The sequence below is a fragment of the Pseudomonas sp. GW101-3H06 genome, assembly GCF_059424605.1.
This window is the reverse complement of the sequence record NZ_JBWKZO010000001.1, coordinates 3520484-3543273: the sequence shown is the minus strand read 5'-3', so window position 1 is coordinate 3543273 and position 22790 is coordinate 3520484. Positions and strand designations below refer to the sequence as shown.

At 60.5% G+C, this 22790-nt stretch carries 18 protein-coding genes; 5 read left to right on the top strand and 13 right to left on the bottom strand.

All coding sequences use genetic code 11. The annotated features are described in order from the left end of the window. Positions 1–18: 18 nt before the first annotated feature. A complete protein-coding gene (locus AC07ZE_RS16125; RefSeq protein ID WP_207265680.1) occupies positions 19–1236 on the top strand; it encodes an amino acid deaminase in 1218 nt (405 codons plus the stop codon). A 128-nt stretch (positions 1237–1364) separates the two neighbouring features. Beyond that, positions 1365–2297 (top strand): sugar kinase, encoded by a 933-nt coding sequence (locus AC07ZE_RS16120; protein ID WP_207265679.1) that lies wholly within the window; start codon positions 1365–1367, stop codon positions 2295–2297. A 62-nt stretch (positions 2298–2359) separates the two neighbouring features. Here the strand turns inward: AC07ZE_RS16120 and AC07ZE_RS16115 are convergent, their stop codons facing one another. Next, the gene (locus AC07ZE_RS16115; protein ID WP_007898282.1) at positions 2360–2635 is read right to left on the bottom strand and encodes a peptidylprolyl isomerase; all 276 of its coding nucleotides are present in this window, start codon (positions 2633–2635) and stop codon (positions 2360–2362) included. Positions 2636–2701: 66 nt separating this feature from the next. Beyond that, positions 2702–5239: a PAS domain-containing hybrid sensor histidine kinase/response regulator gene (locus tag AC07ZE_RS16110; RefSeq protein ID WP_207265678.1), complete on the bottom strand. Its 2538-nt coding sequence runs from the start codon at positions 5237–5239 to the stop codon at positions 2702–2704. Between the two features lie 108 nt (positions 5240–5347). On the opposite strand from AC07ZE_RS16110, the gene AC07ZE_RS16105 reads away from it, so the two are divergent. Then, positions 5348–6439: a PilT/PilU family type 4a pilus ATPase gene (locus tag AC07ZE_RS16105; protein ID WP_207265677.1), complete on the top strand. Its 1092-nt coding sequence runs from the start codon at positions 5348–5350 to the stop codon at positions 6437–6439. Between the two features lie 113 nt (positions 6440–6552). Here the strand turns inward: AC07ZE_RS16105 and AC07ZE_RS16100 are convergent, their stop codons facing one another. The 11 genes from AC07ZE_RS16100 to AC07ZE_RS16050 form a co-directional block, all read right to left on the bottom strand. Further along, positions 6553–8508: an acetoacetate--CoA ligase gene (locus tag AC07ZE_RS16100; protein WP_207265676.1), complete on the bottom strand. Its 1956-nt coding sequence runs from the start codon at positions 8506–8508 to the stop codon at positions 6553–6555. A gap of 120 nt (positions 8509–8628) precedes the next feature. Beyond that, entirely contained in the window at positions 8629–9402 is a 774-nt protein-coding gene (gene hbdH / locus AC07ZE_RS16095; protein ID WP_207265675.1) for a 3-hydroxybutyrate dehydrogenase, read from the bottom strand. 7 nt (positions 9403–9409) lie between these two features. After that, a complete protein-coding gene (locus AC07ZE_RS16090; RefSeq protein WP_207265674.1) occupies positions 9410–10801 on the bottom strand; it encodes a GntP family permease in 1392 nt (463 codons plus the stop codon). A gap of 290 nt (positions 10802–11091) precedes the next feature. After that, entirely contained in the window at positions 11092–12507 is a 1416-nt protein-coding gene (locus tag AC07ZE_RS16085) for a sigma-54 interaction domain-containing protein (protein WP_207265673.1), read from the bottom strand. 145 nt (positions 12508–12652) lie between these two features. Further along, the gene (locus AC07ZE_RS16080) at positions 12653–14230 is read right to left on the bottom strand and encodes an ABC transporter ATP-binding protein (protein ID WP_207265672.1); all 1578 of its coding nucleotides are present in this window, start codon (positions 14228–14230) and stop codon (positions 12653–12655) included. A 16-nt stretch (positions 14231–14246) separates the two neighbouring features. Further along, a complete protein-coding gene (locus AC07ZE_RS16075; protein WP_207265671.1) occupies positions 14247–15269 on the bottom strand; it encodes an ABC transporter permease in 1023 nt (340 codons plus the stop codon). Continuing rightward, positions 15269–16330 carry a microcin C ABC transporter permease YejB gene (locus AC07ZE_RS16070; protein ID WP_095194712.1) on the bottom strand — a complete coding sequence of 354 codons (1062 nt, stop codon included), beginning with the start codon at positions 16328–16330 and terminating at the stop codon, positions 15269–15271. Before AC07ZE_RS16070 ends, AC07ZE_RS16075 begins: the two co-directional genes overlap by 1 nt. Beyond that, positions 16330–18198 carry an extracellular solute-binding protein gene (locus tag AC07ZE_RS16065; protein WP_207265670.1) on the bottom strand — a complete coding sequence of 623 codons (1869 nt, stop codon included), beginning with the start codon at positions 18196–18198 and terminating at the stop codon, positions 16330–16332. Before AC07ZE_RS16065 ends, AC07ZE_RS16070 begins: the two co-directional genes overlap by 1 nt. A 135-nt stretch (positions 18199–18333) precedes the next feature. Then, positions 18334–18615, bottom strand: a complete 282-nt coding sequence (locus AC07ZE_RS16060; RefSeq protein WP_207265669.1) for a peptidylprolyl isomerase — start codon at positions 18613–18615, stop codon at positions 18334–18336. Between the two features lie 196 nt (positions 18616–18811). Then, positions 18812–19693: an esterase/lipase family protein gene (locus tag AC07ZE_RS16055; protein WP_207265668.1), complete on the bottom strand. Its 882-nt coding sequence runs from the start codon at positions 19691–19693 to the stop codon at positions 18812–18814. Between the two features lie 188 nt (positions 19694–19881). Beyond that, the gene (locus AC07ZE_RS16050) at positions 19882–20955 is read right to left on the bottom strand and encodes a 3-deoxy-7-phosphoheptulonate synthase (protein ID WP_207265667.1); all 1074 of its coding nucleotides are present in this window, start codon (positions 20953–20955) and stop codon (positions 19882–19884) included. A gap of 621 nt (positions 20956–21576) precedes the next feature. Here AC07ZE_RS16050 and AC07ZE_RS16045 point away from each other — a divergent pair. Together AC07ZE_RS16045 and gacA are read left to right on the top strand one after the other, a co-directional pair. Then, entirely contained in the window at positions 21577–22020 is a 444-nt protein-coding gene (locus AC07ZE_RS16045) for a GNAT family N-acetyltransferase (protein WP_207267832.1), read from the top strand. Between the two features lie 127 nt (positions 22021–22147). Next, on the top strand, positions 22148–22789 hold the full coding sequence (gene gacA / locus AC07ZE_RS16040) for a response regulator transcription factor GacA (protein WP_008015884.1): 642 nt from the start codon (positions 22148–22150) through the stop codon (positions 22787–22789). Position 22790: the final 1 nt, after the last annotated feature.

The window sequence follows — 22790 nt, the reverse complement described above, 5'->3', positions numbered from 1 at the left end:
AATGTGAGGAATTCGACCATGCCTGTTGCCCCCCATAATCCCGTCGTGGAAAAGGGCTTTGCCCAGCCCGGCGCCAACCTGGTCCGTGACGTCAGCCTGCCGGCCCTGGTGCTGCATCGCGACGCGCTGGAACACAACATTCGCTGGATGCAGGACTTTGTCAGCAACAGCGGCGCGGAGCTGGCGCCCCACGGCAAGACCAGCATGACCCCGGCGCTGTTTCGCCGGCAACTGGACGCCGGCGCCTGGGGCATTACTCTGGCCAGCGCCACGCAAACCCGTGCGGCCTATGCCCATGGCGTACGTCGGGTGCTGATGGCCAACCAACTGGTGGGCACGCCGAACATGGCATTGATCGCCGATCTGCTGGCCGATCCGACATTCGACTTCTATTGCATGGTCGATCACCCGGACAACGTCGCTGATCTCGGTGCGTATTTCGCGAGCCGTGGCGCGCGTTTGAACGTGATGATCGAGTACGGCGTGGTGGGCGGTCGTTGTGGTTGCCGCAGCGAGCAGGAAGTTCTCGAACTGGCCAAGGCCATCGCCGCGCAACCGGCGCTGGCCCTGACCGGCATCGAAGGCTACGAAGGGGTGATTCACGGTGATCACGCCGTGAGGGGTATCCGTGCGTTCGCCGGTTCCCTGGTTCGCCTGGCCGTGCAGTTGCAAGACAGCGGCGCGTTTGCCATCGCCAAACCGATCATCACGGCGTCGGGCTCGGCCTGGTATGACTTGATTGCCGAGGAGTTCGAGGCACAGAACGCCGCCGGGCGTTTCCTCAGTGTGCTGCGTCCGGGCAGTTATGTAGCCCATGACCATGGCATCTATAAGGAAGCGCAATGCTGTGTGCTGGACCGCCGCAGTGACCTGCACGAAGGTCTGCGTCCGGCACTGGAGGTCTGGGCTCACGTGCAGTCGTTGCCGGAACCGGGTTTCGCCGTGATCGCCCTGGGCAAGCGCGACGTGGCCTACGACGCCGGTTTGCCGGTGCCGTTGCTGCGTTACAAGGCTGGCGTGGTACCGGCTAAAGGTGACGATGTCGGTGCCTGCAAAGTGACGGCGGTGATGGACCAGCATGCGTTCATGACCGTGGCGCCGGGGGTTGAATTGCGGGTGGGCGACATCATTTCGTTCGGCACTTCGCACCCGTGCCTGACGTTCGACAAGTGGCGCACGGGGTGTCTGGTGGATGAGCAGTTGAACGTCATCGAGACCATGGAAACCTGTTTCTAAGTCCGGAACCGAGGTGCTGCCTTCGCGAGCAGGCTCGCTCCCACAATGGAATGCGTTTCCCTGTGGGAGCGAGTCTGCTCGCGAAGACGGCCGCCCAGACAACACCGAAGCACCAGAGACCCCACATCATGAACACCATCAACACCCTCGGCCCCAACACCCCGCGCATCGCCCTGATCGGCGAGTGCATGATCGAGTTGCAGCATCGCGCCGACGGTAGCCTGCAACAGAGCTTCGGCGGCGACACCTTGAACACGGCGGTCTACCTGTCCCGCGAGCTGGGCACGGCCGGCAGCGTGGATTACGTCACCGCCCTGGGCGATGACAGTTTCAGCGATGCCATGTGCCAGGGCTGGGCCGCGGAAAACATCGGCCTGGACATGGTCCAGCGCTTGCCCGGCCGTTTGCCCGGTCTGTACTGCATCCAGACCGACGCTGCCGGCGAACGGCGTTTTCTCTACTGGCGCAATGAAGCTGCGGTGCGCGATTGTTTCACCACCCCAGCCGCCGCGCCGATCCTGGCGGCGTTGCCGGACTACGACGTGCTGTATTTCAGCGGCATCACCCTGGCGGTATTGGGCGTGCAGGGTCGGGAAAAACTGCTGCAAACGCTGATCGAGGCCCGGCAGCGCGATGCACGGATCGTCTTCGACAACAACTACCGGCCACGCCTGTGGGCTTCGGTCGAAGAGGCGCGGGCGGCTTATCGCAGCGTGCTGCCCTATGTCGACCTGGCGCTGCTGACCGTGGATGACGAACAGGCGCTGTTCCATTTCGCCGATTGCGCAGCGGTGTTTGCCGCGTATGAGCAGATCGGCACACCTGAGGTGGTGCTCAAGCGCGGCGCCGAGGCCTGTCTGATTCGTTGTGATGGCCAGTCATTCGAAGTGCCGGCGCAGAAGGTCGAGCGCGTGGTGGATACCACGGCGGCGGGGGATTCGTTCAGCGCGGCGTATCTGGCCAGTCGACTCAAGGGTGGCAGCCCGGCGGAGGCTGCCGAGGCGGGGCATCGGTTGGCGAGTCGTGTGATTCAGGTGCCGGGGGCGTTGATACCGAGATAAGCGGTGAATGGCCGCTGGCTGGGCCATCGGCTCGCTCGCGAAGGGGCCATAAAGCCAACCCATCAATCCCGGTAAAACACCTGCACCAGGTGATACCCGAACTTGCTCTTGATCGGGCCATGCACCACCCGCAGCGGCTTCTTGAAAATCACCGCGTCAATCACCCCGACCATCTGTCCCGGACGTACTTCACCCAGATCGCCGCCGCGTTTGCCAGACGGGCAGGTGGAGTACTTCTTGGCCAGCACGTCAAACGCTTCACCCTTGGCGATGCGTTGTTTGAGCTGCTCGGCTTCTTCCGAGGTTTTCACCAGAATATGGCGGGCTTGAGCTTTCATAGGGCGATTACCTTGCAACGGTGATGGCAATGGTGACGACAACGGGGCGCGCGATTATGCCCTAACTCACTCGGGATGGCCGATCATCGTGCGAATCTTGTTGGCCAACAGATCAATGGAGAACGGTTTGGCCACCATGTCCATGCCGTCCTCGAGGAAGCCCTGGCGTTCGGCCGCCATTTGCGCATAGCCGGTCATGAACAGCACTTTCAGGTCCGGGCGATGTTGACGGGCAATCTCTGCCAACTGCCGGCCATTCATCCCCGGCAGGCCGACATCGGTGACCAGCAGGTCGACCCGCAAATCGGATTCGAGCAAGGGCAGGGCGGTCTTCGCGTCTTCGGCTTCGTGGGCCTTATAGCCAAGCTCCTTGAGCAGGTCGAGTACCAGCATGCGCACCGCCGGATCATCCTCCACCAGGACCACGGTTTCCCCGGCAATGGCCGGTGGCGCTTCGCCGATGTCCGGCGACGGAGCGTCTTGCGCTTGCACCGCATGCAAGCGCGGCAGGTACAGGCGCACGTTGGTGCCCTGTCCGGGCATGCTGAACAGACTCACATGGCCGCCCGACTGCTGGGCGAATCCGTAGATCATCGATAGTCCCAGCCCGGTGCCCTGGCCGATGGGTTTGGTGGTGAAGAACGGGTCGAACGCCTTGGCCAATACTTTGGGCGTCATGCCGGTGCCGTTGTCGCTGACCGCGATCATCAGGTAATCGCCGGCCTTGACCGGTTCCAGAATATTGATGTCGCTGCTGTCGAGGTAGACATTGGCGGTTTCGATACGCAGTTCACCGCCATCGGGCATGGCGTCCCTGGCGTTGATGACCAGGTTGAGCAGGGCGTTTTCCAGTTGGCTGACATCGGTGCTGACCGGCCAGGCGTCTTCGGCCAGTTGCAATTTGAGCTGGATGTGGTCGCCCTTGGTGCGGCGCAGCAGATCTTCCAGGGAATGGATCAGATCGTTGGCGTTCAGCGGCTTGCGATCCAGTGACTGGCGCCTGGAGAACGCCAGCAAACGGTGGGTCAGGGCGGCGGCCCGTTTCGCCGAGGACACGGCGGTTTCGGCGAAACGGGCAATGTCCTCGGTCCGCCCATCGGCGATGTAGCGTTGCATGAGGTCGAGGCTGCCGATGATGCCGGTGAGCATGTTGTTGAAGTCATGGGCGATGCCACCGGTGAGCTGGCCGACGGCTTCCATTTTCTGCGCATGGCGCAAAGCGTCTTCGGCGCGTTCGCGCTCGAACATCTCGTTTTGCAGGCGCTGGTTGGTTTCGGCCAGTTGCTGGGTACGGGCGGCAACTCGTTCTTCGAGGGTTTCGTTGAGGTTGCGCAGCGCTTCTTCGGTGTTTTTACGCTCGGTTTCGTCGATCACGAAAATGTAAAAGCCGTTCACCGCACCGTCCGCGCCGTGACGCGGCAAATAATTCATCAGGGCATGGCGGATGCTGCCGTCACGGTGCGGTGCGTCGATGCTGAAACAGCAGGGCTTGCCGGTCAGTGCCTGGGCAATATGCTCGGCGCGCAAGGCGTAGGCCTCATCGCCCAATACCTCGCGAATGGTCCTGCCGTAAAGCTCCTGGGGCGTCAGACCGTACCAGTCCAGATAAGCGGAATTGTTCAGGCGAAAGCGTTCCTCGCGGTCGACGTAGCTGATCAGGATCGGCATGGCGTTGATGATCAGCTGCAGCTCGGTCTGACTCTGGCGCAGGGCCTGCTCGGTGTTTTTGCGCTCGGTCAGGTCCAGTGCGGCGCCGAGAAAGCGGATCGGCCGGCCATGGTGGTCCTTGTAGCAACGCCCGCGGGCGAACACCCAGCGCAACTGGCCGTCGGGTTGTAACAGTCGATATTCCTCGGCGTACTCAGTGCCATGGGTAATGCAGTGTTTGATGCTGCGGGCGATCAGGGCGCGGTCTTCGGGGTGCACGCCGTGCAGGTAGGCGCTGATTGGCAATTGCCCGGCCATGGCGGGATCGATGCCATGCAGTTGGGCGAAATGGGCATCGGCGATGAAACGGTCTTCACTGATATCCCAGTCCCAGGTCCCCACGGCGTCGGTCGCGGCGAGGGCCAGTTGCAGGCGCTCTTCGGTTTCCTGCTGTGCCTTGAGGCTGGCGGCCGAGCGTTGTTCCAGTTCCAGGGCGATGCGTCGACGTTCGTTGGTTTCGATGGCGGTGACCAGAATTCCGGCGACCTGGGTGTTCTCGTCGCGGATCGGACTGTAGGTCAGGTCGAGCCAGAAATCGGAATCCTTGCCATCGCGCTGCAGGGTGAAGCGTTGTTCGCTGTAGGTCCGCACCTGACCTTGTAGGACGGCACTGTAAATCGGGTCAGTAAAGTCTTGGAGTTCTGGCCAGATCTGGTGCGTCGGCTGTCCGAAAGCATGCGGATGCTTGCTGCCGGCGAGCAGGGCGAAGCCGTCGTTGTAGATTTGCGTCAGTTGCGGCCCCCAAAGCAACAGCATCGGCATCGGCGAATGGATCACGATGTCCACGGCGGTGCGCAGGCTTTGCGGCCAGGTACTGGCCTCGCCCAGCGGTGTGCTTGCCCAATCCAGTCGGGCAATCAAGGCCTGGGCATCGCTGCCGGTTGGTGATGCATTCATCAAGGTGTCCTGCGTTCAAGTCGGTATGGCGGTGTCTACTATGCTTGCTGCGTACTGACCCGTGCGGGTCATTTCTGTCAATTGAATGCTTCGCGGATGCTTTTTGCCATGGAAATCGATGCGTTGTTAAAACGCCTGGCCAGCCAGGATGGCTCTGATCTTTATCTATCCACCGGTGCACCACCGAATGCACGGTTCGACGGTGTCCTGACTCCCTTGGCGGACCCGTCGTTCAAACCGGGGGAGATTGCGGCGATTGCCGCGTCCATCATGGACGCCGAACAGCGTCTGGAGTTCGACCGCGAACTGGAAATGAACCTGGCAATCTCCCGAACGGGCGTCGGACGCTTTCGGATCAATATCTTCAAGGAGCGCAACGACGTGTCAATGGTGGTGCGCAACGTCAAGCTGGACATACCGCGGTTCGAAGACCTCAAATTGCCATCGGTGCTGCTGGAAACGGTGATGCTCAAACAAGGCCTGATGTTGTTCGTCGGCGCCACCGACTCGGGCAAGTCCATGTCGCTGGCGGCCTTGATCGATTACCGCAACCGACACAGCCGTGGCCACATCGTTACTATCGAAGACCCGATCGAATACATCCACCGGCACCAACAATCGATCATCAACCAGCGTGAGGTCGGCGTCGACACCCGCAGCTTCCAATGCGCGTTGAAGAACACCCTGCGTCAGGCACCGGACGTTGTGCTGATCGGCGAAATCCGCGACCGCGAAACCATGGAGCACGCGCTGGCCTTTGCCGACACCGGGCATCTGGTGATCTCCACCTTACACGCTCACAACGCCCACCAGGCGCTCGACCGCATCGTCAATTTCTTCCCCGACGAGCGCCGGGGGCAATTGCTCCATGATCTGGGCAACAACCTCAAGGCCTGCGTGTCCCAACGCCTGGTGCGCAGCCGCGATGGGCAAAGGCGGGTGGCGGTGGAGGTGATGCTGGGGACGCCGACCATTGGCGATTTGATCCGGCGCAATCAGTTTTCCGAGCTCAAGGGCGTGATGGAAAAATCAGCGGCACTGGGAATGCAGACGTTCGACGGGGCGTTGTTCGAGTTGGTTGCAGAAGGGGGGGTTGAAGAGGAAGAAGCGTTGAAACATGCGGATTCAGTGAACAACCTTCGTTTGCGGCTGAAACTTCACGCCGAAGTCTCGCCGGGTGACTGGGGCCTGGTGGACTGACACATCCCCCCTGTGGGAGCGAGCCTGCTCGCGAAGGCGTCGTGTCAGTCACATTCATTCCATCTGGCACACCGCATTCGCGAGCAGGCTTGCTCCCACAGTGGATCTCAACTTCAACTCTGGAGTTCGGTACGATCCCGAAATTGCTCCAACGCTTCGGGATTGGCCAGCGCATCGGTGTTTTTCACCTTCTGCCCATGCACCACATTGCGCACCGCCAGTTCGACGATTTTGCCGCTGATGGTCCGTGGGATGTCCGTGACCGCGACGATCTTCGCCGGCACATGGCGCGGCGTGGTATTGGCGCGGATGACCTGGCGGATCTGTTGCTGCAACGCTTCATCCAGTACCACGCCGTCGCGCAGGCGTACGAACAGCACCACCCGCACGTCATCCTGCCATTGCTGACCGATGGCCACGCTGTCGAGCACCTGCGGGACTTTTTCCACCTGGCGGTAGATTTCCGCCGTGCCGATGCGCACGCCGCCGGGGTTGAGCACCGCGTCGGAGCGTCCGTGGATCATCATCGCGCCATGGGGCAGCTGTTCCGCATAATCGCCCTGGGCCCAGACCCCGGGAAACTGACTGAAATACGAGGCCCGCAGTTTCTCGCCGTCGGGGTCGTGCCACAGGCCGATGGGTATCGCCGGAAAATGCCGGGTGCACACCAACTCACCTTTTTCACCCATGACGGGCTGACCCTCGTCGTTCCAGACTTCGACGGCCATGCCCAGGCTCTTGCCCTGTATTTCGCCGCGACGCACCGGTTGCCACGGATTGCCATTCACAAAACACGAAACGATGTCGGTGCCGCCGGACATCGAAGCCAGGCACACATCCGCCTTGAGGTCGCGGTAGACGTAGTCATAGCTCTGGGGCGACAGCGCCGAACCGGTACAGAGCAGGGTTTTCAGGCTGCTCAGGTCATGGCTTTGCATGGGCTTGATACCGTTGCTTTCAAGCGTCGCCAGGTACTTGGGGCTGGTGCCGAAGACACTGATGCGCTCGTCGTCAATCAAGTCGATCAAGCGTTCGGGGGCGGGGTGAAAGGGCGAACCATCGTACAACACCACAGCGCTGCCTACCGCGAGCGCCGAGACCAGCCAGTTCCACATCATCCAGCCGCAGGTGGTGTAGTAGAACAAACGTTCGCCAGGGCCGAGATCGCAATGCAGGCCGTGTTCCTTGACGTGCTGCAGCAGTACGCCGCCAGTGCTGTGGATGATGCACTTGGGCACGCCGGTGGTGCCGCTGGAGTAGAGGATGTACAGCGGATGGTCGAAAGGCACGGCAACGAAGTCCGGCTCGCCGCCGGGGAAGTAGAAATCGTCCCATAACGTGACGTTGGCCCGGGTGCGGAAGTCTTCGATGTGCGCATCGGGGCGTGCGTAAGGCACGATGATCAACTGCCGCAACGACGGCAGACGTTCGAGGATTTCGTTGACCTTGACTGTCTGATCGATGTCTTTGCCGGCGTAACGGTAGCCGGCGCAGGTGAGCAGCACTTTCGGCTCGATCTGGCCGAAACGGTCGATTACCCCTTGTGTGCCGAAGTCCGGCGAAGAACAGGACCAGATCGCGCCGAGGCTGGTGGTGGCAAGCATGGCCACCAGGGTTTGCCAGGTGTTGGGCATGCACGCGGCGACCCGGTCGCCAACACCCACTCCCGCCGCGATCAAACCGTTCTGGAAGCCGGCGACGTGCTCTGCCAGTTCAGCCCAGGTCAAGTGTTCGCGCTGACCGTTTTCCGCCACGGCCACCACCGCAATGGCATCGTCGCGGCGTCGCAGCAAGTGCTCGGCGAAGTTCAAGGTCGCACCGGGAAACCATTGGGCACTGGGCATTTGCGCGCCTTCCACCAACACCGCGTCGGGTTGCTGATGGAAGCGGATATCGAAGAAGTCGACGATGGCCTGCCAAAAGTCCTCGCGCTGATCGATGGACCATTGGTGCAGGGCAGGGTAGTCGTCGATGTGCAGGTGGTGCCGCGCAATGATGAAGCGCCGGAAGGCCTCCATGCGGGTCTTGGCGATGCGTTCGGGGCTGGGTTGCCAGAGGATGTCGGACATGATTTGCCTCTTCTTCTATCTGCAGATCCATTCGCGAGCAGGCTCGCTCCCACAAGGGACCGCATTTCAATGTGGGAGCGAGCCTGCTCCCGAAGAACGATAACGCGGTCTAACGTCAGATCACTGCGCCAACCACCCACCATCAACATTCCACGCCGCGCCCCGCACTTGGTTGCCGGCTTCGCTGCACAGGAACAGCACCAGCTCGCCAAGCTGCGGCGGGGTCACGAATTCCAGCGACGGTTGTTTCTCCGCCAGCAGATCATGCTGGGCCCGTTGCGGATCAATGCCGGTCGCGGCGCGATCATCGATCTGCTTCTGTACCAGCGGCGTCAGCACCCAACCCGGGCAGATCGCGTTGCAGGTCACGTTGCTGGTAGCGGTTTCAAGGGCGACCACTTTGGTCAGCCCGATCACGCCGTGCTTGGCCGCCACATAAGCGGCCTTGCCTGTCGAACCGACCAGGCCATGCACCGAGGCGATGTTGATCACCCGGCCCCAGCCCTTGGCGCGCATGCCCGGCAAGCTCAGGCGGGTACTGTGAAACACGGATGACAGGTTGATCGCAATGATCGAATCCCAGCGTTCCACCGGAAACTCGTCTACGGGCGCTACATGCTGGATGCCGGCGTTGTTGACCAGAATGTCGACACCGCCGAATTCACGCTCGGCGTAGGCGATCATGTCGGCGATCTGCGCCGGGTCGCTGACGTCGGCCGGGTGATGGCCGACCTTGCCACCGAATTGCTCGACTTCAGCGATGACGTTGGACGCATCCCCGAAACCGTTGAGGATCAGGTTGGCGCCGGCCTTGGCCAGGCTCAGGGCGATGCCCAGGCCGATGCCGCTGGTGGAGCCGGTAACCAGTGCGGTCTTGCCCGAAAGAGTCGTCATGAATACCTCACACAATGCCAGTGGCGTAGAAAGTGCCGATCACCACGAAAACCGCCAGTGTCTTGATCAGCGTAATACAGAAAATGTCTTTGTAAGCTTCGCGGTGGGTCAGGCCGGTGACCGCCAGCAAGGTAATCACCGCGCCGTTGTGCGGCAGGGTGTCCATGCCGCCGCTGGCCATCGAGGCCACCCGGTGCAGCACTTCCAGCGGAATATTGGCGGCGTGGGCGGCGCTGATGAACTGCTCGGACATCGCCGCCAGGGCGATGCTCATGCCACCCGATGCGGAACCGGTGATGCCGGCCAGCAAGGTGACGGTGATCGCTTCATTGACCAGCGGATCGGGAATGTTCTTGAGCCAGTCGGCCAACACCAGGAAGCCCGGCAGGGATGCGATCACCGCGCCGAAACCGTATTCCGAGGCCGTGTTCATCGCTGCCAGCAAGGCACCGCTGACTGCACTTTTGCTGCCTTCGGCCAGTTTGCGGCTGATCGCCTTGTAGCCGAACAGCAGCACCATGATGATGCCCACCAGCAGCGCAGCCTGTACTGCCCAGATCGCGGTGAGTTTGGCGATCTCGGTGGTGACCGGGGCGGCCATGCCCGGCAGCGCCAGGCTGTGGGTCTTGCCGTACCACTGTGGAATCCACTGGGTGAACAGCAGGTTCATGATGCCCACGGCCAGTAGCGGCGAGAGGGCGATCCACGGGTTGGGCAGTTTGATGTCGGCGGCGGTTTCCGGCTCGTTGCGCAGGTCGCTGCCATAGCCTTCACCCGTGCGCTGGGCCTTGTTGCGCTGACGCTGGAGAAACAGCATGCCGGCGCAGAACACGAAGATCGTGCCGATCACACCCAGCCACGGTGCTGCCCAGGCCGTGGTGTTGAAGAAGGTGCTGGGGATGATGTTCTGGATCTGCGGGGTGCCGGGCAGGGCATCCATGGTGAACGAGAACGCGCCGAGGGCGATCGTCGCCGGGATCAGGCGCTTGGGAATATTGCTCTGGCGGAACATTTCAGCGGCGAATGGATAAACCGCAAACACCACCACGAACAGCGACACGCCACCGTAGGTAAGCAAGGCGCAAACCAATACGATCACCAGCATTGCCTGACGGGTGCCAAGCAAGCGAATGGCGGCGGCGACGATTGAGCGCGAGAAACCCGACAGCTCAATCAGCTTGCCGAATACCGCACCGAGCAGGAACACCGGAAAGTACAGTTTGATGAAACCGACCATTTTCTCCATGAACACGCCGGTGAAGGCCGGTGCAACGGCCGAAGGGTCGGTCAGCAGGACGGCGCCGAGGGCGGCGATCGGGGCAAAAAGGATAACGCTGTAGCCACGGTAAGCAGCCAGCATCAGCAGCGCGAGGGCTGCCAAGGCAATGATCACACTCATGGTGTGTCTCCTGGGATTGTTATTTTTGTAGGGGTGAAACGTTGTAGGAGACAGCAGTAGCGAGTTTCGTGCCAGATGATTAACTTATTGAAATATAAGGATATATTTGTCTGTTTGGAGTCAAATTCAATGGGTTTGTCTCTGTTTGGAGACTTTCGCTGTCAAGCCTGGCCCTTTCGCGGGCAGGCCCGCTCCCCCAGGTTCAGCGAATAGTCTGGAAACACGCAGTCACTGTGGGAGCGGGCTTGCCCGCGAAGAGGCTATATCTACTTATAGAGATATATGTCTCCTTACTGAGACTCCGCAATCCCCAAAGCCACCATCTTTTTGTACAACGTCGACCGCCCCAACCCCAACCGCGCCGCCGCCTCAATCACCTTACCCCCACATTGCGCCAGAGTGGTTTCGATCAATTGCCTGTCAAACCGCTCCCGCGCCGCATTGAAAGTCTCGTACTCAACAGGTTCGAGGGTCAGCGGCACCACCCGTTGAACCGGGGTGAACGTGCCGATCGCCGCACGGATATCCGCTGCCGTGAGCCGCAGGTCATCACTGAGCAACGCTGCCCGCTCCAGCACGTTGCGCAGCTCGCGAATGTTTCCCGGCCAGGCGTGCTGCCCCAACAGTTCCAGCGCTTCGCTGTTCAGTTCGTGCTGGCTGCGCAACTCTTCAAGGATCGCTTCGCTGAGGGCGGGCAGGTCGTCGAGGCGGTCGCGCAGCGGCGGTACCTGGATGGGCAGGACATTGAGGCGGTAATACAGATCGGCGCGAAACTCGCCGCGTTTAATCGCGGCTTCCAGGTCAGTAGAGGTCGCGGCGATCACCCGTACATCACTCTGGATCACGTCGTTGGAACCGACTGGTTCGAATTCCTTCTCCTGCAGTACTCGCAGCAGTTTGCTTTGCAGTGGCAATGGCATGTCACCGATTTCATCGAGGAACAATGTGCCGCCCTGGGCGATTTGCAACTTGCCGGCGCGGCCCTTGCGGTCGGCACCGGTAAAGGCGCCAGGGGCGGTACCGAAGAACTCGGCTTCCAGGAGCGATTCGGGGATGGCCGCGCTGTTTATGCTGACAAACGCCTTGTGCGCGCGCGGCGAGGCATTGTGGATCGCCTGGGCCAGCAATTCCTTGCCGGTTCCGGTTTCGCCGAGCAGCAACACCGGCGATTCGGTGCTGGCGCTGCGGCGGGCACGGCGTTTGACTTCGAGGCTGGCGGCACTGGTGCCAATGAAGTGGGCGAAGTTGTATTTGGTCTGCCGTGCTCGAAGCAGCGAGCGAGTCGACGCCAGCTCTGCCTGCATGCTCATGTAGCGCTTGAGCATCGGCGACAGGCTGTGCAGTTCGTCGAACAGGGCAAAGCCAATGGCGCCGATCACTTCGCCGGCGTCGTCGTGAATCGGCAGGCGCATCACCACCAGCGGCTCCTTGGGTGTGTCCTGCATATCGAGCAGAATCGGCCGACCGGTGCGCACCACCTCGCGCAACAGACTGCCGGGGATCACGCTTTCACAGGCCTTGCCGATGGCACCCTCGGCCGATTGCAGGCCAAAACGCCGGGCGTAGCGCTCGTTCATCCAGACGATGTTGGCATCGCGGTCGACGATCACCGTGCCTTCACTCGACTGCTCGATGATCTCGAACAACGAACGGATCGCCAGCAGGCAGACGCGCTGGTAGTCCTTGAGGCTTTCGTTGGTGTTCATGGGAGCTGATCCTGATTAAATGTTGCCTTTGCCGGCCTCTTCGCGAGCAGGTTCGCTACCACAGGGGATCTGCGCGTTTCACAATCCCTTGTGGGAGCGAGCCTGCTCGCGAAGGCCGCGACCCGGTCAAAAGCCTGTCACGCAATTATGCCTGTCCCGGATGCGCCGCCGCCAACAGCTCCTTGGTGTACGGATGCTGCGGCGAACCAAACACATCATGGCTGGCGCCGCTTTCCACCACCTTGCCGTCCTTGATCACGATCATGTCGTGGGCCAGGGCGCGCACCACCGACAGGTCATGGCTGATGAACAGATACGTCAGGCCATGTTTTTCCTGAAGCTGGCGGAGCAGGGCGACCACTTGTTTTTGCACGGTGCGGTCCAGTGCCGAAGTCGGTTCGTCCAGCAGAATCAGCGCCGGTTTCAAGACCAGCGCCCGGGCGATGGCGATGCGTTGGCGCTGGCCGCCGGAAAACTCATGGGGATAGCGATGGCGGCTTTGCGGGTCGAGGCCGACCTCCTGCAAGGCCCGAATCACCTCGGCGTTGCATTGCTCGACGCTCAACTGGCTATGCACTTCCAGGCCTTCGCTGATGATCTGCGCCACGGACATCCGTGGGCTGAGGCTGCCAAACGGGTCCTGGAACACCACCTGCATTTGCTTGCGCCACGGCCGCAACTGTTTCTGCGTCAGGCCGTCCAGGGCCTCGCCCTGGAAGCGAATGCCGCCTTCGGAGTCGAGCAGGCGCAGAATCGCCTGGCCCAGTGTGGATTTGCCGGAGCCGGATTCGCCGACAATGCCCAGGGTCTTGCCGCGCTGAACATTGAGGCTGATACCGTCCACGGCGTTCAAGTAAGTCTTGCGCCGGAACAACCCGCCACTCACCGCAAACTGCACCCGTAGATTATTGACCTCAAGCACGTTTTCACGCTCTTCAAGGGGCAGCGCTTCGCCTTCCGGTTCGGCATTGAGCAGCACGCAGCTGTAGGGGTGTTTTGGTTCGGTGAAAATGGTTTCGCAGCTGGCCTGCTCGACGATTTCCCCGGCCTTCATCACACAGACGCGCTGGGCAATGCTGCGTACCAGGTTGAGATCGTGGCTGATCAGCAGCAGCGACATGCCGAGCCGCCGCTGCAAGGATTTGAGCAACAACAGAATCTTGCGTTGTACGGTGACGTCCAGTGCGGTGGTGGGTTCATCGGCGATCAACAGCTCCGGCTCGCAGGCCAGGGCCATGGCGATCATTACCCGTTGGCGTTGGCCGCCGGACAATTGGTGGGGGTAAGCCTTGAGCCGTTCCTTGGGTTTCTGGATCCCCACCAGGTGCAGCAACTCAAGAATCCGCGCCTGCGCTTCGTTGCCCGCCATGCCTTTGTGCACCAGCAAGGTTTCGCCGATCTGCTTTTCGATGCTGTGCAACGGATTCAGGGAGGTCATCGGCTCCTGGAAAATCATGGCGATGCGGTTGCCACGCAATTGACGCAAGCTTTTGGCGTCTGCGCCCACAATCTCCTGGCCGCGATAACGGATGCTGCCTGTGGTTTGAGTCCCGCATTCGGGCAGCAATTGCAGGATCGAGTGGGCAGTCACCGACTTGCCCGAACCCGATTCGCCCACCAAAGCCAGGCATTCGCCGGGGCGGATGTCCAGGCACAGATTGCGCACCACGGTCTGGCCGCTGAAGGCCACGCTGAGGTCACGGATTTCGATCAGGTTACTCATATCAACAGTCCGCCTCTCAAGATCGGGGGTCAAACGCGTCGCGCAAGGCTTCGCCGATGAACACCAACAAGGAAAGAATCAACGCCAGGGTAAAAAACGCCGTCAGCCCCAGCCACGGTGCTTGCAGGTTCTGCTTGCCCTGGCCGATCAGTTCGCCCAGGGAGGCACTGCCGGCCGGCATGCCGAAACCGAGGAAGTCCAGCGCCGTGAGGGTCGAGATGGCCCCGGTCAGAATGAACGGCAGGTAGCTCAAGGTCGCGTTCATGGCGTTGGGCAGAATATGCCGCACGATAACTTTGCGATCGGTCAGGCCCAAGGCCCGGGCGGCCTTGACGTACTCCAGGTTGCGCCCGCGCAGGAACTCGGCACGCACCACGTCCACCAGTGCCAGCCAGGAAAACAGCGCCATGATTCCCAGCAACCACCAGAAATTCGGTTCGACAAACCCCGACAGAATGATCAGCAGGTACAGCACCGGCAACCCGGACCAGACCTCTTGCAGGCGCTGGCCGAGCAAGTCGACCCAGCCACCGTAATAGCCTTGCAGGGCGCCGGCAGCAATGCCGATCAGTGCGCTGACAAAGGTCAGCATCAGGGCAAACAGAATCGATACCCGGGCGCCGAAAATCACCCGGGCCAAGACGTCCCGCGCCTGATCGTCGGTGCCCAGCCAGTTCACGTTTGAGGGTGGGCTGGGCGCGGGTTTGTTCAGGTCGTAGTTCGGAGTGTCGTCACTGAAAGGGATGGGCGGAAACAACAGCCAGCCACCGTCCTTCTTGATCAGGTTTTGCACGTAGTCGCTGCGGTAATCGGCCTGGAACGGCAACTGCCCGCCAAACTCCTGTTCGGTGTAGCGCTTGAGGGCCGGAAAATACAACGAACCTTGATAGCTGACGATCAGCGGCTTGTCGTTGGCGATCAACTCGCCACCCAGGGTCAACAGGAACAGGCCGACAAACAGCCACAGCGACCACCAGCCGCGACGGTTTTTCTTGAAGCGTTCGAAACGACGACGGCCCAGCGGTGAAAGCTTGAGCATCAGGCATTCCTCGCGGCGAAGTCGATGCGCGGGTCGACCAGGGTGTAGCACAGGTCGCCCACCAGTTTTATCAAGAGGCCGAACAGGGTGAAGATGAACAGCGAGCCGAACACCACCGGATAGTCCCGTGAAACTGCGGCCTCGTAGCTCATGCGACCCAGGCCATCGAGGGAGAAGATCACTTCGATCAGCAAGGAACCGGCAAAAAACACGCTGATGAAGGCCTGCGGAATCCCCGACACCACCAGCAGCATGGCATTGCGGAACACATGGCCATACAGCACCCGGCGCTCACTCAAGCCTTTGGCGCGGGCCGTGACCACGTATTGCCGGGTGATTTCATTGAGGAACGAGTTCTTGGTCAAGATGGTCAAGGTGGCAAAACCACCGATCACCAGCGCCGTCACCGGCAGTACCAGGTGCCAGAAGTAGTCGGCAATTTTGCCCAGGGTCGACAGCGACTCGAAATTGTCCGACACCAGCCCGCGTACCGGGAACCAGTTCAGGGAAGTGCCGCCGGCGAACACCACGATCAGGAACATCGCAAAGAGAAACGCCGGCATCGCGTAGCCGATAATGATCGCCGTACTGCTCCAGATATCGAAATGACTGCCATGATGCACCGCTTTGCGGATGCCCAATGGAATCGATACCAGGTAGGTGATCAGCGTCGCCCAGAGCCCGAGGGAAATGGTCACCGGCATCTTCTGCAGGATCAGGTCGGTGACCGTGGCGCCGCGGAAGAAGCTCTTGCCGAAGTCCAGGCGCGCGTAGCTGGTGAGCATCAGCCAGAGCCGTTCATGGGCCGGTTTGTCGAAGCCGTACTGTTTTTCGATGTCTTTGATCAGTTGTGGATCGAGGCCGCGACTGGCCCGGGAAGTGCCACTCATGGATTCGCCGGAACCGCCGCCGACACCGGCCCCGCCAATGCCTTGCAGATGGGCGATGGCCTGTTCCACCGGTCCGCCCGGGGCGGCCTGGACGATCACGAAGTTGACCAGAAGAATGATCACCAGCGTCGGAATGATCAGCAGCAAGCGCCGCAGTATGTAAGCCCACATCAATGCGGTCCTCCGGGGCTGCCACGGCGAATGCGCTCGGCGGTCATCTGCTGGTTGGTCAGCGGCGTGGTGCTGACTTCCCACCAGCTCTCGATGGCCTCGTCATTGCTGGCCTGCACGTTGGGGATGCCGAAGCGATTCCACCACACAGTGGACGTTCCCGGCGGGTAATAGTTGGGAATCCAGTAGTAGTTCCATTGCAGCACCCGGTCCAGCGCATGGGCGTAGCGCAACATGTCGGCCTTGTTGTCGGCGCGCACCAGCCCGTTGATCAGGGTGTCCACTGCCGGGTTCTTCAGGACCATGTAGTTGTTGGAACCGGGGTCGGTGGCCGCGGCGGAGCCGAAATAGTTGAACAATTCGCCCCCCGGTGAAGTGGTGACCGGGTAACCGGTGACAATCATGTCGTAGTCTCGGCTCATCAGGCGATTGACGTACTGTGACGCGTCGATGCGACGGATGTTCAGGTCGATGCCGATCTGCTTCAGCGTACGTTTGTACGGCAGGAGCAAGCGGTCCATGCCGTTCTGGCTGACCAGGAACGTGAAGCTCAGTGGTCCACCGTCGGCGTTGACCAGTTGATCACCTTTGGGTTTCCAACCGGCCTGTTCGAGCAGGTCCAGCGCTTGTAGCTGTTTATCGCGAATCAAGCCGCTGCCATCGGTTTTCGGGGCTTCGAACACCTTGGTAAAGACTTCGTCCGGGATCTGCCCGCGCAGCGGTTCGAGAATGGCCAGTTCACCGGCATCCGGCAGTTGCCGTGCGGCAAGTTCGGTGTTGGAAAAGAAGCTCTGCTGACGGATGTACAGATTGCGCATCATCTGCCGGTTGCTCCATTCGAAATCCCAGAGCATGACCAGCGCCTGGCGCACCCGGCGATCCTGGAACATCGGCTTTTGCAAGTTGAACACGAAGCCCTGGCTCGGTTGTGGGGCTTGTGTGGCCAGGTGGGCTTTTTGCAGGCGACCGTCGCTCAGGGCGGGGCCTTCATAGCCGATGGAATAACCGGTGGCGGAAAATTCGCGGTTGTAGTCGTAGGCGCCGCCACGCAGCACCTGGCGGGCAACGTCGGTATCGCCAAAGTACTCGATACTGAAATGATCGAAATTGTAGAGGCCGCGACTGACCGGCAAGTCCTTGCCCCACCAGTCGGCGTTACGCTCAAAGGTGATGCTGCGTCCGGAGTCGACCTTGCCCACCCTGTACGGGCCGCTGCCCAGCGGGGCCTCGTAACCGCCGCCACCGGCGAAATCGCGGGTTTTCCACCAGTGTTCGGGAAATACCGGCAGGGTGGCGATGTCCAGGGGCAGGGTGCGGTTTTCGTTGTTCTTGAAATCGAAACGCACGGTCAGCGGCGATTCCACTTCGACGCCTTTGACGTCGGCGAACTGCGTGCGATAGCGCAGGCTGCCCTGGGTCATCAACAGATCGAAAGTGTAGCGCACGTCCTCGGCCGTGATGGGTTTGCCATCGGCAAAGCGTGCCTTGGGGTTGAGGTAGAAGCGCAGCGACAGCCCGTCATCGGAGCGTTCCATTTTCTGCGCCACCAGGCCATACACGGTGTAAGGCTCGTCCAGCGAGCGCTGGGCCAGGGGGGAGTAGAGCAGGCCATCGATCTGCGTGACACCGATGCCTTTGTCAATGTACGGCAACACATGGTCGAAGTGACCGATTTCGATCGCCGAACGACGCATGGTGCCACCCTTGGGGGCCTGCGGATTGGTGTAGGCGAAGTGACTGAAACCGGCAGGGTATTTGGCCGGTTCGCCGTAAACGGTCAACGCATGTTGCGGTGCGGCGTTCACACCGGCGGCGCCCAACAACAGGGCCACGGCAGTGAATAACACAGTAGGGAAAGCCAGTCGCATTGTCAGCCTTAGAGCCGGGTGGTCGTTAACGACAATTTGTACGCTAGCGGCGCGTCCCTCGCCAGCCGAATTACGTACCTGAAACACGGCGGCCCACCAATAGGCGGGCCGCAGTGAAGGAAAACCAGGCGTCGATCAGTCCTGACGGCTGGTCACTTCCAGCAGGTGGTAGCCGAACTGGGTCTTGACCGGGCCTTGCACGACGTTGAGCGGTGCGCTGAAGACCACGGTGTCGAACTCCTTGACCATCTGGCCCGGGCCGAACGAGCCCAGGTCACCGCCCTGGCGGCTGGAAGGGCAAGTGGAGTTGGCTTTGGCGATTTCGGCGAAATCTGCGCCAGCCTCGATCTGGGCCTTGAGTTCGTTGCACTTGGCTTCGCTGGCAACGAGGATGTGGCGGGCAGTGGCTCTAGCCATGGGGAAATACTCCTTTCAATGTTCGGTAAAATGAGCAGCCTACCGGATTCAGCGCACTATTTCTCCTGCGGGAGCGAGCCTGCTCGCGAAAAAGGCTCGGGCAACGCGGACCTTCAGACAACGCGTTATCGTTGACGTCCATCGTCGGGGCGCCGCCCAGAGCAAGCTCCACTCTTACAATTGACCCGTTTGGCGATCAAAGTCCGGCTTTTTTCAGGCGTTCAGCGTGCTGCACGTAGAGCTCGATCGGGTCGATGTGTTTCGCGAGGGGCAAGCCTGTTTGGCGCAGCGTGCCCAGGTGATCCAGTGGATAGTCGGAGCGAATGACGGTCCCCAGATGGGAGCTGTAGCGGCCGACCATGCCATCGTTCTGCCCGGCTTCATTTATGAAATACCGGGAAAAGGCCCGCATAAATCCGTGGAATGGATCAAGTGAGTTCAAACCACCCTCCAGAAGCTTTCCCGACAAGATGCCGCTCCAGGAATAATAATGGACACCGTTGACCTTTGCGCAACCCTTGCCACCCCAGGTTTTCGGCAGGCCCTGGGGAAACTTGTCGTTGAATGCGCCTACGCCCTCCGTGGTCAGGGCGTTGAGTGCGGCGATAGCGTCTTGCGGCAGGCCGCGCTTGCCACTGAGTAATGACAAGAAGTCAGCGAACAGGGTCGCGACCGTGTCGGCTATCTGCTCAGGCAGGCTTGCGGGCGTAAGCGCCTGGCGCAGGAAATCGGCCAGTTCGGAACCGTGATTGGGGCCGCTGACCGACGTCACCGAAGCAACCGACTGCGGTGCAACCGCTGCTGCGTAACGTGCGGCCAGTGCGCCCTGGCTGTGACCGATCAGGTTGACTTTGCTTGCACCAGTGCCTTCCAGCACCCGTATGATTTGCGCCAGCAGCTGTTCGCCCCGTGCTTCGTTGCTGTGGGTGGCCGACAGGTGCGGTACGAATACCCGCGTTCCAACGTTTCTGAGGGCCTGTTTGATGTCATGGAAGAGCTCGAAGGTGCCGATCCGGTCGAATCCGAAGAGCCCATGAACCAGTAGGATCGGGTAATGAGTGTCTGCATTCCTTTGCATGTTTTTGTCCTTTTTCAGCGGTCAGGGGGAGGAGCCTTGCGCCTCACTCTAAAACACTCGGACGTCGACGCGATGTATGAAAAGGACGCGCTCAGCTGGCGAAAACGGAATAGGGGGGCACCGAAAAGACGGGGTGGATAAGGTGCCAGTCGGAACCCCTATCCACCCTTTGAGCCTGCCGTGCGCTCTTAATCACGCTGTGCGCGAAGCCGGCCTGCCGCTTGACGCAACAGCTGTTCCGTCCCGCTCCAGCCCAGGCAACCGTCCGTTACCGACACGCCGTATTTCAGCGACGGGCTCAGCGGCTGGCAACCCTCGAACAAATGGCTCTCGATCATCATGCCGATCAGCGAGCGGTCACCCTGCAAACGTTGTTCAAGCACGTCATTGAACACCGCCGGCTGACGCAGCGGATCCTTGCCGCTATTGGCGTGGCTGCAGTCGACCATGATCCGCGCCGGAATCTTCAGTCGGGTCAAGTCGCCGTGCACCTTGGCCACGCTCACGCGGTCGTAGTTAGGTCCGTGATGACCGCCGCGCAGTACCAGATGGGTGTCCGCATTGCCCGGGGTCTGGATGATCGCGGGGTGTCCCTGGCTGTCGACACCGAAATGGCGATGCGGGTGGGCGGCTGAGCGCATGGCATCGCTGGCCACCGCGACACCGCCGTCGGTGCCGTTTTTGAAGCCTACCGGGATGCTCAGGCCGCTGGCCATCTCGCGATGGATCTGCGATTCGGTGGTGCGGGCGCCAATGGCTACCCAGCTGAGCAAGTCATCGAAATAGCCGGCGGCCATGGGTTGCAGCAGTTCAGTCGCCACCGGCAAGCCCAGCAGGAGCATTTCGCGCATCAACTGGCGGGACAGGGTCAGGCCGCCAGCCATGTCGTCGCTGCCATCCAGGTGCGGATCGTAGGCCAAGCCTTTCCAGCCAACTGTGGTGCGGGGTTTTTCGACGTAAGCGCGCATCACCAGCAGCATTTCGTCACTGACTTCGTCAGCCAGTCGAGCCAGATTGCCGGCGTATTCGAGGGCGGATTTGGGGTCGTGAATCGAGCAGGGGCCGACAATGACCAGCAGGCGGGAGTCTTCACCGTTGAGGATCGCGCGAACGGCCTGGCGGTGGGCCGCGACTTGCTGGGTCAGCGCATTGGTGAGCGGCAGTTGCTGTTTGAGTTGCAACGAACTGGGCAGACGCAGGGTCAGCGCTTCATTGGCAGGGCTCAAGGTGGACAGCGGCAGAGCGGAGACGGACGAGTTCATATTCAGGTTTCCTGGGCAGGCAGCGGGTTCGTTCCCGCGCGCTTGGCCCTATTGGGGTGTTCGACAATTGGCCGGATTGGCTGCGTGTGTGTGCTTGCCACCTGTGGGTGACCGATCGGAGGCGGCAGGCTGTCCCGAGCGGCGGGTGGTAAATCGCCAGGCGGTAAAACTGTCGTAACGGTAATAAGTGGCGTAGTTCATGTGCTTGATCCTCTGAATGTCTGGTGTGTCGCTAAAAATTGTTAAGGGCTGAAAAAACAAAACCCCCGATCGGGAAGCCGACCGGGGGTTGAGAATTCTCTGGTGGCGACCCGTTTGAAGTGGGCGCCGTGTGGGTATCAGGCGCGCCAGTGGCTAAACCAATACCCAAAATAAAAGCTGACCGGAGCACAAACATCGTTCGCCCGGGCAGTCGCAACCGAGCGCGGGGCGCTGGCGGTATGGAGCTGTGAGAGGGCATTGAACATGGTCTGTCTCCGATGGATGCGCCGAGCTTACAAGAGCCCGGCACGAGTATTCAATCAGAAAATGCTATCGGGCATGAATGGCGTTTTCTATTGCTTGAGCACCCCGGCGGTTGTGACACACTTCCTGCTCCCGCAAACCGGCAATCGAGGCGTGATGAAATTTGAATGGCGTGCTGCAACTGACCGCGATCTTGAATTTGCCCGTGAACTGACCTGCAGCAATATGCTGCGTTATTACATTGAGCATGATCTGCTGTGGCAGGATGAGGCATTCGATGTCGCTTGGGCAGGTCGCGACAATCGTTTGATCATGCGCGGCGAGCACAGGGTGGGTTACGTCAGCCTGAGTCGAGACGCCAAGGCACTCTACATCCGCGAATTGCAGATCGCCGAGGGGTTTCGCCGGCTAGGCGCTGGATCCTGGGCGATCGATCAGGTTTTTGCCTTGGCTGGCCACGAACGGCGCCCGGCATTGCGCTTGACGGTTTTTGAAAACAACCCGGCGCGTGCGTTATACGAAAGAAAGGGATTACAAGTGGTGGGTACGGACGAGTGTTTTCTGAGAATGCAACGCGACGTCGAAGGTCCGCATCGCTGAAACACGCTTGGCACCGGGCTTACAAGATACGTTGAAACTTTTTATCTGACGCTTTCCGCTAGGTCTGCCAGAAGCTTTTTTGCTAAGGTGTCGACAACTCAATAAGACCATATCGCGAGGTGTCTGCTTGATTAGGGTGCTAGTGGTCGATGACCATGATCTCGTTCGTACAGGCATTACACGAATGCTGGCTGACATCGATGGCCTGCAGGTGGTCGGCCAGGCTGAATCGGGGGAAGAGTCCCTGCTCAAGGCTCGTGAGCTGAAACCCGATGTGGTCTTGATGGACGTCAAGATGCCCGGTATTGGCGGTCTTGAAGCCACTCGCAAATTGTTGCGCAGTCACCCGGACATCAAAGTCGTCGCGGTGACTGTCTGTGAGGAAGATCCGTTTCCTACACGTTTGTTGCAGGCCGGTGCCGCGGGTTACTTGACCAAAGGCGCGGGTTTACCGGAAATGGTCCAGGCCATCCGCCTGGTGTTCGCCGGGCAGCGCTACATCAGTCCGCAAATCGCCCAGCAACTGGCGATCAAATCGTTTCAGCCGACCAACGATTCGCCCTTCGATGCCTTGTCCGAGCGGGAGATCCAGATTGCGTTGATGATCGTCGGTTGCCAGAAGGTCCAGATCATTTCCGACAAGCTGTGCCTGTCGCCAAAAACCGTGAACACCTACCGTTACCGCATTTTCGAAAAGCTTTCGATCAGCAGTGATGTCGAGTTGACGCTGCTGGCGGTTCGTCACGGCATGGTTGATGCCAGCCTCTGAA

Bases quoted from the DNA above. Each gene is read 5' to 3' on its own strand.
- AC07ZE_RS16110 (WP_207265678.1), bottom strand. From the start codon at position 5,239: ATGAATGCATCACCAACCGGCAGCGATGCCCAGGCCTTGATTGCCCGA.
- AC07ZE_RS16120 (WP_207265679.1), top strand. From the start codon at position 1,365: ATGAACACCATCAACACCCTCGGCCCCAACACCCCGCGCATCGCCCTG.
- AC07ZE_RS16060 (WP_207265669.1), bottom strand. From the start codon at position 18,615: ATGGCTAGAGCCACTGCCCGCCACATCCTCGTTGCCAGCGAAGCCAAG.
- AC07ZE_RS16115 (WP_007898282.1), bottom strand. From the start codon at position 2,635: ATGAAAGCTCAAGCCCGCCATATTCTGGTGAAAACCTCGGAAGAAGCC.
- AC07ZE_RS16065 (WP_207265670.1), bottom strand. From the start codon at position 18,198: ATGCGACTGGCTTTCCCTACTGTGTTATTCACTGCCGTGGCCCTGTTG.
- AC07ZE_RS16075 (WP_207265671.1), bottom strand. From the start codon at position 15,269: ATGCTCAAGCTTTCACCGCTGGGCCGTCGTCGTTTCGAACGCTTCAAG.
- AC07ZE_RS16050 (WP_207265667.1), bottom strand. From the start codon at position 20,955: ATGAACTCGTCCGTCTCCGCTCTGCCGCTGTCCACCTTGAGCCCTGCC.
- AC07ZE_RS16045 (WP_207267832.1), top strand. From the start codon at position 21,577: ATGAAATTTGAATGGCGTGCTGCAACTGACCGCGATCTTGAATTTGCC.
- AC07ZE_RS16105 (WP_207265677.1), top strand. From the start codon at position 5,348: ATGGAAATCGATGCGTTGTTAAAACGCCTGGCCAGCCAGGATGGCTCT.
- AC07ZE_RS16085 (WP_207265673.1), bottom strand. From the start codon at position 12,507: ATGAACACCAACGAAAGCCTCAAGGACTACCAGCGCGTCTGCCTGCTG.
- hbdH (WP_207265675.1), bottom strand. From the start codon at position 9,402: ATGACGACTCTTTCGGGCAAGACCGCACTGGTTACCGGCTCCACCAGC.
- AC07ZE_RS16055 (WP_207265668.1), bottom strand. From the start codon at position 19,693: ATGCAAAGGAATGCAGACACTCATTACCCGATCCTACTGGTTCATGGG.
- AC07ZE_RS16090 (WP_207265674.1), bottom strand. From the start codon at position 10,801: ATGAGTGTGATCATTGCCTTGGCAGCCCTCGCGCTGCTGATGCTGGCT.
- AC07ZE_RS16070 (WP_095194712.1), bottom strand. From the start codon at position 16,330: ATGTGGGCTTACATACTGCGGCGCTTGCTGCTGATCATTCCGACGCTG.
- AC07ZE_RS16125 (WP_207265680.1), top strand. From the start codon at position 19: ATGCCTGTTGCCCCCCATAATCCCGTCGTGGAAAAGGGCTTTGCCCAG.
- AC07ZE_RS16100 (WP_207265676.1), bottom strand. From the start codon at position 8,508: ATGTCCGACATCCTCTGGCAACCCAGCCCCGAACGCATCGCCAAGACC.
- AC07ZE_RS16080 (WP_207265672.1), bottom strand. From the start codon at position 14,230: ATGAGTAACCTGATCGAAATCCGTGACCTCAGCGTGGCCTTCAGCGGC.